Genomic DNA, 15,671 nt, shown 5'->3' on the forward strand with positions numbered 1-15,671 from the left:
GGACAGTGACCCTCACTGATATTATGGGGTTATTTTTCAAATGAAATATTTTCGAAATTGATTGTGTTCCTTCTACCCTGATAAACATTGCTATAATAAAGGAGTGTCGAAAGCTGAGTGATCGCTTTGGACGCTCTTTTTTCTATATGATAGCCAGGGAGTTGGAATTATAAATGAACAAAAAAGCTATTGCGGATATTCGCAAACGTTTTAAGTTGGATACGGATTTATTAAAAATCATGGATATTTATAACGTGTACATCAGGCAGGAGAGCAGTGAAATCTATCACGAAGTTTGTCAGCCGTTTTCTTTGTTGGATAGGGAACAGCAGGAATTATTCCTAAACAATTTTAAAAAAGTATTGGGCGGTAAACTGGACGCTAAGCTATTCGAAGTGAAGTTTCGACGTCAATCGGAGGAGGAGCAGGACGAGAATCATACGCAACGGATTCTTTATGAGGGGCTTCATGCAGATGATGTGGAAGGATGGAAGGCGGATATGCAGCGCATCGCGCAAAAGATGGTGCAGGACATTCAATACGAAAAAGATATCGTCATTACCTTTATTCGCGGGAATTATTACAAACCGACGAAGCGGAATAGCGAAGAGTCGGAAGTTGCAGCACGAGACGAGGTATACAAGAACCCCTTCATCCTTTGCAGTATGAATCAGACAGTGGAGCCGAAACGATCGCTCGTGTTCGATTTCGTTGAAAAGGAGTTTAAATCCAGTTTTGTAGCGGATCCCATCATTAATCTTACGTCTCCGATCGGTGGGTTTTTATTCCCTTGCTTTACGGACAACACAGCAGACGTCAATCACGTACTATATTCTGCAGGCAAGGCAAACAAGCCGAATTTCCAGTTTATCGAGAATGTGCTCGATGGGGAAGAAATTATGACGGCAGAGGAAGATAAAGTCGTTTTTGAAGAAATTGTAAAATCGGTCGTCGGTGATGAAATGGATACTCGAACCCTTGCGAGTGTATATGATGAGATTCAGCGCATGATGGAAGTGGACGACGAAGAGGAGGAAGAAGAAAGCACTCCGACTTTAGATACGAAAGAAGTGACTCGGGTCTTAAAGGCGAGCGGCTTGGAAGATGTCAATGCTGAAAAAGTGGAAATGGCATTCCGAAAAGTGATCGATGATGATACGTACGAAATGAAGGCGAGTCATATCGTTCCTAGTTACACATCGAAGTCCATCAAAATCGAAACGAAAGTCGCGAACATCGCCATCAGCCCGCAAGATTTGCGGTTCGTGAGGCAAGTGACGGTCAATGGAAAGCGTTGCATATTGATCGAAGTGGAGGAAGACACGATGATTGAAGGATTTACGCTTATTTCAGAGGATTTGTTGGATTAAAAGAGGCGAAATCCCCATTAAATAATTTCTCATTTTAAAGACAAGCTAAGAAAAAAGAGAAAGGTGATCACATGGATAACCGACATGGATCAAGTGGTACGCAATATGAATAAACCTTTTACACCACAGCTTGTCTATTTTGAACCGAAAACATTGGAATATCCGCTCGGGAAACAATTGAAAGAGAAATTCGAGAAAATGGGGATTGAAATCAGATTTACAACTTCACATAATCAAATTCGGGATTTGCCAGGTGAGACAGATGCCCAGAAGTATCGAATCGCAAAATCGACATTAGTCGTCGGGATACGAAAAACACTGAAGTTTGATACGTCAAAACCATCAGCAGAGTATGCAATTCCTTTAGCGACAGGATGTATGGGGCATTGTCATTATTGTTATTTGCAGACGACAATGGGAGCCAAACCGTATATCCGGACGTATGTGAATGTGGAGGAGATCTTTGCGGCCGCGGACAACTATATCGAAGAACGGGCACCTGAAATCACCAGGTTCGAAGCAGCTTGTACATCGGACATTGTAGGTATTGATCATCTGACTCATTCATTAAAAAAGGCCATTGAACATTTTGGACAAACGGAATTGGGACGGCTACGGTTTGTGACGAAATTCCATTATGTAGACCATCTGCTTGATGCCAAGCATAATGGACACACCCGATTCCGATTCAGTGTGAATGCCGACTACGTCATAAAAAACTTTGAGCCAGGCACATCTCCATTGGCGAAGCGCATTGAAGCTGCAGGGAAGGTGGCAAGAGCAGGCTACCCACTCGGCTTTATCGTCGCACCCATTTACATCCATGAAGGCTGGGAGGAAGGGTATCGGCATTTGTTTGAACGACTAGACGAGGAATTGCCAATGGATGCCCGAGATGATATCACATTTGAATTCATACAGCACCGATTTACGAAGCCGGCGAAAAGGGTTATTGAAAAAAATTACCCGAAGACAAAACTCGAGTTGGACGAGGAAAAGCGACGTTATAAATGGGGCAAATACGGCATTGGCAAATACATTTATCAAAAAGATGAGGAAGATGAATTAAAGGAACATTTATATGGCTATATGGGTAAGTACTTTCCGAATGCCAAAATAGAATATTTCACGTGAAACAAATTGGAAGTTTGATTTTCTGTTTTCGGTCTCCTCTTTGTTATAATAAAGAAGTATCCAAAGCTATACTGTTGCTTTGGATACTTCTTTTTTGTAGATAATTCGAATTTGGATTCCCTACTCCCATTTGTCTAGTTTTATCATTCAGACAATGTCCTGCCATTGCATATAGTAATATGACTATTTACAAGCAACTAAAAAATGAAGTAGAGGTAATTAGTATGAATGAGAAGTTACAAAAGAATGCCGATACTTATTATCAACTTGCTGAGAAGAAGGCTGCAGATTATTTTGAAACACTTTCTGGAAAGCTTGCAAACAAGATGTATGCCACTACCTTAACGAAAGATATACAGACTTGGAAACAGAATCATATTCACCCCAATACATTGGCATCGTTGTTTTCCCGTGGAAAGGGTAGAACTGGTTCTCGAGGATATCATGGTTATCTTCAATGGCTTGATTACACGGGAAAACTCGATAACTACTTGGATCGAAGCATCTCTTATATCTTCTTGCGTGATCTGGGTAAATCACTTGACTCACCTAACACGCTTAACAGAATCAAGAATGTAGTTCATGACATAAAAAAGCATCTACCACTATCCAGATCAACCGGCAGTGGCGAACAAACTGAGATGTTCAGCATGGCAAGTTTATATCGTTGGGCCGAAAGAGAAGGCGTTGAGTCGACGTTTATTTGGTTGATGAATAAACTGAAGTCGGTATCTTCTAATATTCCTGAAGGGCTTAATGCTGAAGAGGCGAAGCGGAAGCTAATAAAAATCATTGCTGGGGTCATCATGCATCAGATTGAAGAGATGAGTGATGAGGATACGGCCGCAGAACGGACCCGAAAGTTGGATGAAGCGATAAGATTGGGCTATTCGTATGGCCTAACCTATCCTTTTATTGACGATTTATTGGACTCAAATGTCTTATCCGAAGATGAGAAAAAACAATATTCAAGTTTGATACGTACAACCCTTATTACATGTTCCGTACCTGAATTAGGGGTGTGGACGGGAAATAATAAGGATTTGATTCACTATATCCATTCCGAACTCCGAGAAGCCTTTGCGTATATTCAAGGTTGCTTGCGACAAGAAACAAAAGATCTTTTCTTTGAGCAATCTTACGTATTTTTTCATGCCCAGGAAATGGATCGGGAAAAAGATTTAGTACACGCAACTTATACGAATGAAGAGCTTTATATCCCGGTTATTTTAAAATCGGCTTCTTCCCGTTTAATTGTCCGATCGGTTCTTAGTGCTAAAGAGGATGACGGGTTTGACAACCGAACATTCTTTTACGGTATATATAATCAGTTAGCTGACGATTTTGCAGATATGTTTGATGACTTGGAGGCTGGCGCAGTTACACCTTATACGTATTATTTGAAATATCATCGTACGCGTTCGGATCTCATAAACCCTTTTGAGTTGTATTGGACCGTCATCTCTAATTTGATTCATAACGTGTATCATTCGGATAAAAAGACACGTGAAGTAATGTTAAACCGTGCGATAAATGGACTAAAACGATTTAAAGAGCGTGCGGGAGATAAAAAATATAACGAAGTGATGCAGTTATTCGCAACCGGAGATTCCAAATTCGATAGACTCATCCAAAAGATGGTCCGGAAAGCGGATGATGTCGATTTCTTTGATAAATTACTTCGGGACCATATTCTAGCCAATTTGAAAGAGGAAGGGAAAGAGAGAGAAGCCTTTTTAGACACGGTCAAAACCGTACGAGGTCAAATAAACGAATTGTTGTATATCAATGAAAGTGATGATGCTTCATTGTGGGAAGATCCAATTGTCAGTGCTGCAAATTATAGTTTGTATGGCGATGGAAAGCGGCTTAGACCAATCGTAACGTGGGTGATGGGTGTACATGAATATGGGTTGGATCAATCTGCGATCGTGCCCTTACTGAAATCATTGGAATATATGCATACTGCTTCTCTCATTTTCGATGATCTGCCGTCTCAAGATAATTCATCCATTCGCAGGGGACGACCGACGCTGCATCATGTTTATAATTCAGCCGTGGCGGAATTAACGGGTCTATATTTAACTCAAAAGGCGGTAGAAGAACAAGCATCGCTTGACCGGTTTGACCCGAAAACGGTTCTTCGCCTAATTCAATATTCGGCTGGAAAGACAACTGACATGTGTAAAGGCCAAGCGATGGATTTGAACTCTAAAGGCAAGCAATTAACTTTGGAACAGTTAAATACAATGTGCTTTTATAAAACGGGCATAGGCTTCGAAGCCTCTCTCGTTATGCCTGCAATTCTAGCGGGGAAACAAGAATCCGAACTGGAAGCACTTAAGCAATTTGCCTATCACGCTGGTATCGCTTTTCAGATCAAGGACGACTTGCTCGATGTTGAAGGGGATGAGGAATCTCTCGGAAAGCCATCCGGCAAGGACGCGGAAAACAATAATTCAACCTTCGTATCGATTCTCGGTGCAGAAGGTGCCCGTGAAGCGATGTGGGATCACTACTGTACCGCCATGGAAACGTTGCAACAGATGCAGCACAAAACAACCTACCTGAAACACTTTTTAAGTTATATTGTTAACAGGGACAATTAAAAGTTTACCTATGAATTTTTCAATAAAGTTATGGTACCTGAAGATCGTATGATCGGTGTTTCATTCGCTCATTTTAGAATAAGCATGCATTTTGATGGGGTGCATAAGCACCTAACAATCTTTAGATTTGAATGACGCTGATTAGATTATTGTTAATGTCTGATACATCGAAACGTTTTGGTTCACCGTGTCTCCAGTTAGATACGGTGATGTTTTTTTCCATTAACATTTCTCGTACCTTTTCAGCATCTTCAACTACGAAATTAAACGGTGTATACTGTTTGCTAGGTTCGTAATCATTAACTTCAACGAGGTGGAAGCCGCAGTTATTGGCTATCTCCAAGCCTGCCATCCGTTTATTTTTCCAACGCAGTGGAAAGTGAAAAACACTTTGGTACCAAGCTAATGATTCTTCAAGATTTTTCACTGGCAAAAATACCGCATCGATTCGCTCAACAAATTTTTCCTTCATCGTTTTATCATTCCTTTTCAGTTTGATATGTTAATAAGTGATTCACACTATGCAAACCATTCTTCCCCTACTTGCCAATTGTATAAAAACATATCCAGCAATCACTCGCTCGCTAAAGAAGTATTTCTATATCAATAGTAATTATATATTTAGATTATATGATAAAATTTAATTATATGTAATTTTTAGACCAATTAAATTGGAAGGTTGTTTAGTATGGATTATAAGATTGTATCTAAGATGTTGATGGAACAATTACGAACTTCGAGGACGATGGTATTGCTTTCGCGTTGGAAAGGTTTGGGGTCATTTAAGGGGGATATCATGTACAGATTTGAAGAGGAGTACCTCAGAATTATATTAGGGCAGTTTAGACATTTTAAAAAACGCGCAGAAGATGGAATTCGGCAATTGTCTGAAGACGAATTACACTGGAAGCCAAGTGAAGAGTCTAACAACATTGCAATCATCATAAAGCATCTAAGCGGAAATATGCACTCTCGTTGGATCGATTTTTTGACTACAGACGGTGAAAAACCTTATCGGAACAGAGATATGGAGTTTGTTGATGGAAATGAATCTAAAGAGCAGCTAATGAAAATTTGGGATAAAGGATGGAAATTACTTTTTAATACGATTGAAAGTCTTAAAGCAGAGGATCTATTAAAAATAGTTACATTGAGACAACAGCCCCTTAGTGCTTTTCAAGCAATTCAAACGGAAGTAGCTCATATTAGTTATCATGTAGGGCAGATTCTTTATATCGGAAAGCAAATTAGGGATAAAGATTGGAAGATCTTAAGTATTCCTAAAACTGTTCGGAGGGATGGAAATGATTAAGGCGGCGATTTTCGACTTAGACGGGACATTGTTGGATCGAGACGAATCAGTCAAAATGTTCATTGACCATCAATATGAAAGGTTGCACAAATTCGTAGGCCATATTCCAAGGGAGATGTTTGCAGCAAGATTCATTGAATTGGATAACCGCGGATATGTGTGGAAAGATAGGGTGTATGAACAGCTGGTCGATGAGTTTGAAATTAATGGTATAACGTGGGAGGAACTGCTTCAGGATTATATTGATGAATTCAAGAATTACTGTGTTCCTTTTGCTAATCTCATAGAAATGCTGGAGACACTAAAAAGAAAAAGCTTGAAGCTAGGGATGATTACAAATGGTAAAGGTCAATTTCAGATGGACAATATTAAAGCGCTTTACATTGAGAAATATTTTGACGCCATTTTAGTATCTGAATGGGAAGGAATCAAAAAGCCAGATCCTCAAATATTCATTAGAGCATTGGAGCAGCTAAATGTTTCGCCTAGCGAAAGCATATTTGTAGGGGACCATCCTGTAAATGATGTGGAAGCTGCTAAAAATGCCGGAATGATTGGGATTTGGAAAAAAGATTTTCAATGGAGTGCAGTGGAAGCTGATTTTGTCGTTGATGACTTAGCCGAATTGCCTTTGATTATTGAAAAGATAAGTATAGTGGAAGAACAGCATTCCTAAGAAAAAAGACGATGGAAAACAATCTATCCGTCGTCTTTTTAACTTACGTAAGTTCATTTCTTTTGGATAAGCCCAAAACCAATTCCTGGAGGATCTACTAAATAAGCAAGGTAAAAATCATCGAGCTCCATTTTATCTCTAACGACCATTGCGCCATTTTCTTTCGCTTCAAAAATGAGATTGACCGGGTTAAATAGTAGTGCAATGTAAAACAAAAAGACCACCCGTTTAAGGTAGTATTGTATTTTTAATCAATTGTTTTGTTGGTTGTCCTATTTAACTGCAATTCGAGAAGTGCAGTTTTTTGATAAGTGAGCTCGATGTCTTTTTCAAGATTATCCAAACTATGTTTAACCTCTTTGAAACGTTGCGTTATGTCTTCACGTGTGCCTTGTTGTCCCGTTTGATTGTCTAAAATGACAGAAGGATGCAACTCCTATATAGGAATGGCATCCAATCAGTCAAAAGTGAATTATTTTAATTCTAACTGCATTGATTCAATCGCATATGGTTCTGCAACGAGTTCAAGCGGCCTAGAGTTTGGGTCCTCATCCACCTCATTAGCAAACTTATATACATTGACAATCGGCGTTATCGTAATAGACGTTGCATCTTCATGGAACTGAGTCGTTGTGATTCTTGGTCTGCTAGTATAGTCTTTGAAGTCTTCAAAGTCCGTGCTGTGGCCAACGTCATGATAATAAATCATGTTATAGTCATTTCCCAAATCATCTTTCACGAGATATTCAATCTGAATACCGCGCCATTCTTCCTCTTCTGCTGCGGCTGTCCGCATGTCAACCCTTTCTGAAAGATACAGCGTTGTAGAGATTGGGGTTTCAGTCATTTTAGTCAAAGTTATATCAATACCATCTGCATTTGACACAATACCAGCATCCGCAAATTTTTTCGTCTTACTATCGAGAGCATGCAAGTTAAGTTGGAAGTTCCATTCTCCTTGGAATTCATCTTTGACGTTTGACAAGTTCAGAATGCTGCTGCCATCCCAAGTTGCAGTAATTTCGTCCGGTTTAGGACCTTCAATTAGCTGATAGATAAAGAGCCCGGCGTATTCATGATCACTGATTTTTTTCGTAATGTACTTCGAGTAAGATCCATAATGTTCATATTCGTTTCCGAATTCTTCTGCATAAAAGCTTCCTTCCATTATGGGTCTTTCCCCTAGGTCGTGTTCACTTTCCATTGTATAAGCAATTGCAATATTTTCACCGTCATACACTGCATCTGTTACTGTGACTGCAATTCCGTTGCTCTCCTTCGTCACCCCAATATCTGTTGCGAATGAGTCGAATTTCTCAAAAACGTAATCATCATGGTCAACAAACTGCTCAAAGAAGTTTCCGACAATCGGCAGTTTCGCAGCAAGGGCCGGAAACGCAGCGCCAAACGTTATCCCTGAAGCAATGAAAAAGGCTGCCGCGACAGATAGATTCCTTGGCAAATGGTTTTTCTTCTTCACCCTCCTCATGACAGCTCGTTTAATGCGTGCCTTTTCAAGATCGCTCACATCCATCGGCTGAATGTCCGTGTCGACGCTCATTTTTTGTCTGTCGAATTGTTTATAAAGTCTCTTCAAGTCAAAGCCCCTCCCAATTCCTGCAATCTTTTTTTTCCGCGATACAGTCGATTGTCCACTGATGCTTTAGTTAGGCCGAGGTTATCGGCGATTTCTTTATTTCCCATGTTTAAAAAGTACTTCATCGTAAAAATATCTCGGTCGACTTGGCGCATTTTTGCCATCATGCGCAGCAGTTCCTCGGTCGATGTTCGTAGAAGAAATTCTTCTTCAGCGGACTGCACAGTCATTAAATCTGTTTCGAATTCCGCGGCAATTGGTTGATTACTTAACTTCCGCTGCGCATCGATCGCCTTGAACTTCGCGATTGTGCAAATCCATTTCCTAAAATCCTCCTGCTCCCCTGAAAATTGCTTGGCATTTTCAAAGGCACCCAGGAACGTATCACTGATGCATTCTTCGATGACTTGGGAATCGTTGTAGGATTGCAATGAATTATAGATAATGGCTTTTACAATCCCGCTATATTCATCAATGACAAACTCCAACGCAGCTTCTTTCCCCTTTTTGAAATTCTTAATAAAGTTTTCAGGTGTAATCTCCATACCATCAACTCCCTCTTATCCCGTAAAGGCCTTTACAATAAATACATCGTATCAAACTGGGAATGTTCTCATATTTTCAATGAAAAAACGATCGCATCCTTAACTGGACGCGATCGTTTGAGCATTTATGGATTGAAACTCTTCCCAATCATGAATTTCATATGTTGGCTGTGCCAAACCATTATTCTCTTTTCGTTTTGGATTATACCAGCACGTATCGATACCGTAGTTGTTGCCTCCGCGGATGTCTGACGAGAGCGAGTCTCCGACCATCAGGACACGTGATTTGTCTTTGATATGCAACTGCTTGAAAACATGTTCGAAAATTTCTCTCTGTGGCTTTTGGAAACCGATCTCTTCAGACGTGAAGATTGCTTCGAACGTATCAGCTAAACCGGAAGCGGCGATACGGGCCAATTGCACTTCTTTGAAACCGTTTGTCAAAACTGCAATCCTCGCACCCTTAAGGGAATCAAGCATGGGTACCACACCGTCGATCAAGTGGACTTCCTTCCCTAAATAATCAAGGTATTTTTGACCGAACTGCTCTGCATCCATTTCAAGACCGTGTTCAAGGAACAAACGTCTGAACCGCTCTGTTTTCAGTTCCGCAAGTGTTATTCTGCCTTGTTCCAAATCCTCCCAAAGTACAGTGCTGACTGCCCGGTACGTATCCCTAAAATCCACTAATGCGTTCGGTAAACCATGTGTAGTGAACACATTCGTAAACGCAAGTTTTTCTGTCTCCCCGAAATCCATCAATGTATCATCCAAGTCGAATAAAAACACATCGTATTTCATTCTCACATCTCCTGACTGACTGTAGGCTGTATCTTTAGTATAACACCTTTATTTATATTGAATGGATCGGATAATGAAGAAAATCATTGAACCGAAAAGAATGCCAAGAAAAATTGGCAAGAATAGTATACCAAGTGGCTCAGCCTTACCTAATGCAACTTGCACCATATTGTAATTCACAAAGACAAACAACAAGACACATTCATTTTTAATTACATTTAATAATAAAACGGAATTTTTGTATTGGAATTCAATATTGTTTTCATTGAGATTCATATAATTATGCCATTCCGGATGTTTTTCGAGAAACGACATGGAAATGCCTAAGACTGCAGCAATTATAGGAAGGAGGAGGAGTTCCCACCTTGATCCCCAACGATCCACTTCACCAGCTGCATTATAATGAGCCGGAACTTGATCGGGCAACTGTCCCCAAACGACAAACAAATAGACGATTCCTGCTGCAAAGATAAGCATTGTAATGATGTCGAGTACTTTTTGAAATGTGGACTTCGGGATATCCAATTTCGGTTTATTGTAAATGTGTTTATCTTTATCCATTTCCTTTCAACTCCCCTTCAAGGCCTTCTTTACGAGGGGGACTTCAGAAAAGTTTCAAAACGTCAGCCACAGGTGCCTATGCAATTTTACAACGAAATCAAATTTTTAGGAAAAGTAGTGATGGTGGAAAGGAAAGTGATTGTTGAGTCGATGAATGATGGGAAGTCTTTTATGAGAGTGTACGTCTCCTTTATAAACAACGATATTGAAAATAGCCCACTATATTATTATTTCGATAGAATAATAATAGAAGCTTCTATTTCTATAGGCTGTAGATATTTTAATCATTTTATTATTGTGATACACTACAATAAGGTAATAACAGAACAGAAAAGGTGTGTTCCTAGCTCGCGTCTTGTCTTTTTGTGACGCCTAAGAAGGAGCGTCTACATCCTTTCTGCAAATTCAGGGTATAAGGATGATAAAAATGAGCAACGGAGAAACAAAAACAGACGTCATCTTAATTGGCGCCGGAATCATGAGTGCAACTTTGGGAACAATGTTGAAGGAATTGGCACCGGACTGGAAAATTACAGTGTTTGAGAAGCTTCCGGGCGCAGGTGAAGAAAGTTCCAATGAGTGGAATAATGCAGGGACAGGACATGCCGCACTGTGCGAGCTCAACTACACTACTGAAAAGCCAGACGGAACTTTAGATATTAGCAAAGCAATTAAGGTTAACGAACAGTTCCAGCTTTCTATGCAATTTTGGTCTTTTCTAGTGAAGAATCAACTCATTAGCAATCCAGAGGATTTTATTATGCCATTGCCTCATATGAGCTACGTATACGGTGAGGATAACGTGAAGTTTTTGAAAAAACGATTTGAAGCGCTTTCCAATAACCCACTGTTCGAAGGGATGGAGTTCTCCGACGATCCGGAGAAACTGAAAGAGTGGCTGCCTCTCATGATGAAAGGCCGGACTGTGAATGAACCGCTGGCAGCGACAAAGATTGATACAGGAACGGATGTCAACTTTGGCGCTTTAACACGCATGTTATTCGATCATTTGAAAAATAAGAATGTAGATATAAACTATAATCATAGTGTAAACCAATTGAACCGCATGGCGGATGGATCATGGGAAGTGAAAGTGAAAAATCTCGATAGTGGAGCCGTTGAACGCCATACTGCGAAGTTCGTCTTTATCGGTGCTGGCGGTGGAAGTTTGCATTTACTGCAAAAATCAGGCATCCCTGAAGGAAAACATATCGGAGGATTCCCGGTGAGCGGGCTCTTTTTAGTGTGCAAAAATCCGGAGATTGTCGAGCAGCATCACGCGAAAGTATACGGCAAGGCTTCCGTAGGTGCTCCTCCTATGTCGGTTCCGCATCTTGATACGAGATATATTGATAATCAAAAATCATTGCTGTTTGGACCGTTCGCTGGATTTTCGCCGAAGTTCCTGAAGACAGGCTCCAATATGGATCTCATTTCTTCCGTGAAACCGAGCAATGTCTTTACGATGCTGGCGGCGGGCGCGAAAGAAATGTCCTTGACGAAATACTTGATCCAGCAACTGATGTTATCGAAGGAACAGCGGATAGAAGAATTGCGCAGCTTCATCCCGACAGCTAAAAGCGAGGATTGGGATATTGTTGTAGCAGGCCAACGCGTTCAAGTCATTAAAGACACGGAAGCGGGCGGCAAAGGCACGCTTCAGTTCGGTACCGAAGTCGTCAATGCAGCTGACGGCTCGATTGCCGCATTGCTCGGAGCTTCGCCGGGAGCGTCCACAGCAGTTCACGTTATGCTTGAAATACTCAATAGATGTTTCCCACAACATGTAAAAGAGTGGGAGCCGAAAATTAAAGAAATGATTCCTTCTTATGGAGTGTCGCTCGTCAACAACCCAGACCTTCTGAAGGAAATCCATGCAACAACCGCACAGGCGCTTGGACTAGTTGCACATATACCAGAATCGTCAAATGAAGAAGCAGAGCCGGTAGAAGAGGAATCTGTTGTTGTTGAAACTGGGGAAACGGAACAAGATGCAGCCTTAGGAGTAGACCGCGAAGTGCAAAACGTAGATGATACGTTGATTGTAGAAGAGCATCCTGAGAAAAAAGAAGAGTAACAGTAAAAAGCTGACTCGGCAATCGTGCCGCAGTCAGCTTTTTGCATATTAAAATGTATAGCGGGCTACTTGTTCACCACTAATAATGAACCCGTCCACTTCCGTAAACCCTATTTTTTCGTAGATGCGTTTTGCGTGTTCATTCTCCGGTTCATAAGAAAGTGTGATTGTTTGATGACGTTCTTCTTTATTTGCCAAAATATCATTAATCACTAGTTGGATCGCTTCTTTCCCATACCCTTTTCCTTGATGTTTTTGATCGATCATCATACGGTAGATCCAATATTCATGATCATCTTCATCAATTCCGTAAAGCGCAAAACCGATCATTTCCTCTCCAAGATAGATTCCTTTCGCGTGGAAGTTTTCAAGGAAGTTCAATTGGGCGAGCGATACCGCGTTTGACGCGACAAAATTCACTTGATCCTCCCGTACACGCAACGATATGGCTTTAAACCAATTGTCTTTCGTAATCGTTTCCAAATGCAACATGATCATCTCCCCTTTTCCTAAATTATAGTCGAAGATCTAGTAGTCATGAAAGCAAATTATTTAAAAAAAGGAACTATTTTCATTGGAATTTACAGGAGGCAATATTGGAAATCAAAACTCTTTTACATAATCTGATAAAATGACACGCTAGGTAGATTAGGCTATAATAGTAAGCGTCGCAATCACCCTGAAAGGGGATTTTTTTATGATTACATTACATAATGTGAGTAAAAGTTTCGCGCGTTTCCAGGCTATTCAGTCAGTCTCCTTATCGATAGGAAAAGGCGATATCTATGGCATCATCGGAGCAAGTGGTGCTGGCAAATCGACGCTCCTTCGGCTTATGAATTTATTGGAAGTTCCGGATGGAGGGGAAGTGGAGGTCAATGGTCAAACATTGACAAAGTTGAATGGCAAACAACTTCGGCAAGCAAGAAAATCAATCGGTATGATTTTTCAACACTTCAATTTGGTCGCGAATAAAACAGTATATGAAAACGTCGCAGCATCGTTGGAATTGGCCAAATTTCCGAGAAAAGGACGCCGTGCCCGTGTGGAGGAATGTCTTCAGTTTGTCGGCCTTGCGAGTTACATAGATAAATACCCCGCCCAATTGAGTGGGGGTCAGAAACAACGTGTGGCGATAGCAAGGGCATTGGCGAACAATCCGCAAGTATTATTATGTGACGAACCGACATCATCACTTGATCCGAATACAACCGCGGAAATATTAAGCGTGTTGGAAAATATCAATCGGAGCTTCGGAGTGACAATCGTCATTGTCAGCCACGAGATGGAAGTGATCAGAAGCATTTGCAACCGTGTCACTGTCATGGATCATGGCAAAGTGTACGATACCGTATCCATCAAGCCACAAGGGATCGGGATGGCAGAAAATAGCCCGAGTTTCTTTGTTGAACAGCTTACAAAGGACGGTGAAATAGGTCGTGCTTGACGTTTTACTTCAATATGAGACTGAGATTTGGCGATCGATCGGAGAGACTTTCATCATGGTCGGTGTTTCGATTGCGGCAGCCGTTTTAGTCGGACTTCCAGTTGGCACACTGCTTTTCCTATGCAGGAAGGGCCAAATTTATGAGAACCGGGTTATATTTTCAGTACTGAATTTACTAGTAAATATCATTCGATCTTTCCCGTTTCTATTGTTAGTCGTATTCCTTATCCCGTTCACAAGGATGCTTATCGGCACAGCCATTGGGACGGCAGCCGCAACTGTGCCTTTATCAATCATCGCTATTGCGCATTATTCCCGACTCGTTGAACAATCTTTGCTCGACGTGCCAAAAGGGGTAATAGAGGCTGCAATTGCTATGGGTGCTTCTGTGAGGCAAGTCATTTTTAAATTTCTATTCGTCGAAGCCCGCTCAGGACTCGTGTTAGGATTAACGACGTCGATCATCAGTTTCATTTCGTATTCAACGATCATGGGAGTTGTTGGTGGCGGCGGTATCGGAGACTTTGCGATCCGGTATGGCTATCAGCAATTCAAAACGGATTTAATGATGTACATGATTATTATAATGGTCATACTGGTGCAGTTCATCCAATTTACCGGAACGACTGTATCAAGAATGATAGATAAACGATAACAGGAGGAAACAACATGAGAAAGCTATTAATGCTAACAACATTGCTAATCGTTTTATTAGCAGGGTGCAGCAAGGATAAAGAAGAGGTAGACAATGCGAAGGTGCAGGAGACCGATGAAGAAGTGACGTTGAAAGTTGCTTCATTGATCCCGCCAATGACAGAAATCCTTGAACTCGTGAAACCGAAGCTTGCGGAGGAAGGAATCGACTTGGAAGTCGTTGTACTAGGTGATAATGTGCAACCAAACAGTGCGCTTGCAGCGAAAGAAGTAGATGCGAACTTCTTCCAGCACGTGCCGTACATGGAGGAATTCAATCGCAATAATGACGCGAACCTCGTTCCGATTACGCCTATCTATTTCGCGAATTACGGCGTATATTCGAAGGACTTTGCGTCAATTGATGAACTGCCTGAGGGCTCCGTCATTGCAATGGCGAATGATGTTTCCAACATCGACCGTTCGTTGTCATTGCTTGCTCAACATGGAGTTATAACGTTAGGTGAAAAAACAGACACGTATTATACGCAAGCGGATATTACCGACAATCCGAAAAACTATAAGTTCGAGGAAGTCGATTTGCTAATGCTTGCGCGTATGTACGATGATGCTGATGCAGTGGTCATGACGCCAGCATATGCTGCGCCACTCGGATTGACGCCGAAGAGCGATGCATTGCTTACAGAAGGAGTCGAAAATGACTTTGCAATCACATTAGTAGCACGTGAAGACAACAAAGATTGGGAGCCGATTCAAAAGCTTGCTGACGCAATGACAAGCCCGGAAGTTCGCAAGTTCTTAGAAGAGAACTACGACGAAACTGCCATCCCTGCGTTTAAATAAAATAGGAGAAGAGCCATTCTAATGTGTTTACAATATAGAATGGCT

The 15,671-nt window shown here is 41.2% G+C and carries 16 protein-coding genes; 9 read left to right on the forward strand and 7 right to left on the reverse strand.

Features of this window, described 5'->3' with window-relative positions:
- The first annotated feature begins 173 nt into the window (after positions 1–173).
- The 3 genes from ACTHPA_RS03245 to ACTHPA_RS03255 all read left to right on the forward strand — a co-directional run bounded on the left by ACTHPA_RS03245 (position 174) and on the right by ACTHPA_RS03255 (position 5,113).
- The gene (locus tag ACTHPA_RS03245; RefSeq protein ID WP_440498643.1) at positions 174–1,370 is read left to right on the forward strand and encodes a DUF4317 domain-containing protein; all 1,197 of its coding nucleotides are present in this window, start codon (positions 174–176) and stop codon (positions 1,368–1,370) included.
- A gap of 105 nt (positions 1,371–1,475) precedes the next feature.
- Positions 1,476–2,504, forward strand: coding sequence for a spore photoproduct lyase (gene splB / locus ACTHPA_RS03250; RefSeq protein ID WP_440498644.1), 1,029 nt, complete (start codon positions 1,476–1,478; stop codon positions 2,502–2,504).
- 224 nt (positions 2,505–2,728) lie between these two features.
- The gene (locus ACTHPA_RS03255) at positions 2,729–5,113 is read left to right on the forward strand and encodes a polyprenyl synthetase family protein (protein WP_440498646.1); all 2,385 of its coding nucleotides are present in this window, start codon (positions 2,729–2,731) and stop codon (positions 5,111–5,113) included.
- 121 nt (positions 5,114–5,234) lie between these two features.
- On the opposite strand, the gene ACTHPA_RS03260 is transcribed toward ACTHPA_RS03255, so the two are convergent.
- Entirely contained in the window at positions 5,235–5,585 is a 351-nt protein-coding gene (locus ACTHPA_RS03260) for a VOC family protein (protein WP_440498647.1), read from the reverse strand.
- A gap of 216 nt (positions 5,586–5,801) precedes the next feature.
- On the opposite strand from ACTHPA_RS03260, the gene ACTHPA_RS03265 reads away from it, so the two are divergent.
- Together ACTHPA_RS03265 and ACTHPA_RS03270 are read left to right on the forward strand one after the other, a co-directional pair.
- Entirely contained in the window at positions 5,802–6,425 is a 624-nt protein-coding gene (locus ACTHPA_RS03265; RefSeq protein ID WP_440498649.1) for a DUF1572 family protein, read from the forward strand.
- A complete protein-coding gene (locus ACTHPA_RS03270) occupies positions 6,418–7,101 on the forward strand; it encodes an HAD family hydrolase (RefSeq protein ID WP_440498650.1) in 684 nt (227 codons plus the stop codon). The genes ACTHPA_RS03265 and ACTHPA_RS03270 overlap by 8 nt, the downstream gene beginning before the upstream one ends.
- Positions 7,102–7,154: 53 nt before the next feature.
- On the opposite strand, the gene ACTHPA_RS03275 is transcribed toward ACTHPA_RS03270, so the two are convergent.
- The 5 genes from ACTHPA_RS03275 to ACTHPA_RS03295 all read right to left on the reverse strand — a co-directional run bounded on the left by ACTHPA_RS03275 (position 7,155) and on the right by ACTHPA_RS03295 (position 10,605).
- Complete coding sequence (locus ACTHPA_RS03275; protein WP_440498652.1) at positions 7,155–7,316, reverse strand: hypothetical protein; 162 nt, start codon at positions 7,314–7,316, stop codon at positions 7,155–7,157.
- A gap of 257 nt (positions 7,317–7,573) precedes the next feature.
- Entirely contained in the window at positions 7,574–8,698 is a 1,125-nt protein-coding gene (locus tag ACTHPA_RS03280) for a DUF4179 domain-containing protein (protein ID WP_440498654.1), read from the reverse strand.
- The gene (locus ACTHPA_RS03285; RefSeq protein ID WP_440498655.1) at positions 8,695–9,243 is read right to left on the reverse strand and encodes a sigma-70 family RNA polymerase sigma factor; all 549 of its coding nucleotides are present in this window, start codon (positions 9,241–9,243) and stop codon (positions 8,695–8,697) included. Before ACTHPA_RS03285 ends, ACTHPA_RS03280 begins: the two co-directional genes overlap by 4 nt.
- A gap of 99 nt (positions 9,244–9,342) precedes the next feature.
- Positions 9,343–10,044, reverse strand: coding sequence for a YjjG family noncanonical pyrimidine nucleotidase (locus tag ACTHPA_RS03290; RefSeq protein ID WP_440498656.1), 702 nt, complete (start codon positions 10,042–10,044; stop codon positions 9,343–9,345).
- A gap of 48 nt (positions 10,045–10,092) precedes the next feature.
- Positions 10,093–10,605 (reverse strand): DUF1648 domain-containing protein, encoded by a 513-nt coding sequence (locus ACTHPA_RS03295; RefSeq protein WP_440498658.1) that lies wholly within the window; start codon positions 10,603–10,605, stop codon positions 10,093–10,095.
- Positions 10,606–11,032: 427 nt separating this feature from the next.
- Between ACTHPA_RS03295 and ACTHPA_RS03300 the strand changes: the two genes are divergently transcribed.
- The gene (locus ACTHPA_RS03300; RefSeq protein ID WP_440498660.1) at positions 11,033–12,682 is read left to right on the forward strand and encodes a malate:quinone oxidoreductase; all 1,650 of its coding nucleotides are present in this window, start codon (positions 11,033–11,035) and stop codon (positions 12,680–12,682) included.
- 48 nt (positions 12,683–12,730) lie between these two features.
- On the opposite strand, the gene ACTHPA_RS03305 is transcribed toward ACTHPA_RS03300, so the two are convergent.
- Positions 12,731–13,174, reverse strand: a complete 444-nt coding sequence (locus ACTHPA_RS03305) for a GNAT family N-acetyltransferase (RefSeq protein WP_440498661.1) — start codon at positions 13,172–13,174, stop codon at positions 12,731–12,733.
- 205 nt (positions 13,175–13,379) lie between these two features.
- On the opposite strand from ACTHPA_RS03305, the gene ACTHPA_RS03310 reads away from it, so the two are divergent.
- The 3 genes from ACTHPA_RS03310 to ACTHPA_RS03320 are packed head-to-tail and all read left to right on the forward strand — an operon-like array spanning position 13,380 to position 15,626.
- The gene (locus tag ACTHPA_RS03310; protein WP_440498663.1) at positions 13,380–14,129 is read left to right on the forward strand and encodes a methionine ABC transporter ATP-binding protein; all 750 of its coding nucleotides are present in this window, start codon (positions 13,380–13,382) and stop codon (positions 14,127–14,129) included.
- Complete coding sequence (locus ACTHPA_RS03315; RefSeq protein ID WP_440498664.1) at positions 14,122–14,784, forward strand: methionine ABC transporter permease; 663 nt, start codon at positions 14,122–14,124, stop codon at positions 14,782–14,784. The genes ACTHPA_RS03310 and ACTHPA_RS03315 overlap by 8 nt, the downstream gene beginning before the upstream one ends.
- Before the next feature lie 14 nt (positions 14,785–14,798).
- Complete coding sequence (locus tag ACTHPA_RS03320) at positions 14,799–15,626, forward strand: MetQ/NlpA family ABC transporter substrate-binding protein (protein ID WP_440498665.1); 828 nt, start codon at positions 14,799–14,801, stop codon at positions 15,624–15,626.
- Positions 15,627–15,671 lie beyond the last annotated feature (45 nt).

It is taken from the genome of Sporosarcina sp. SAFN-015 (genome assembly GCF_051966875.1).
Lineage (GTDB): Bacteria > Bacillota > Bacilli > Bacillales_A > Planococcaceae > Sporosarcina.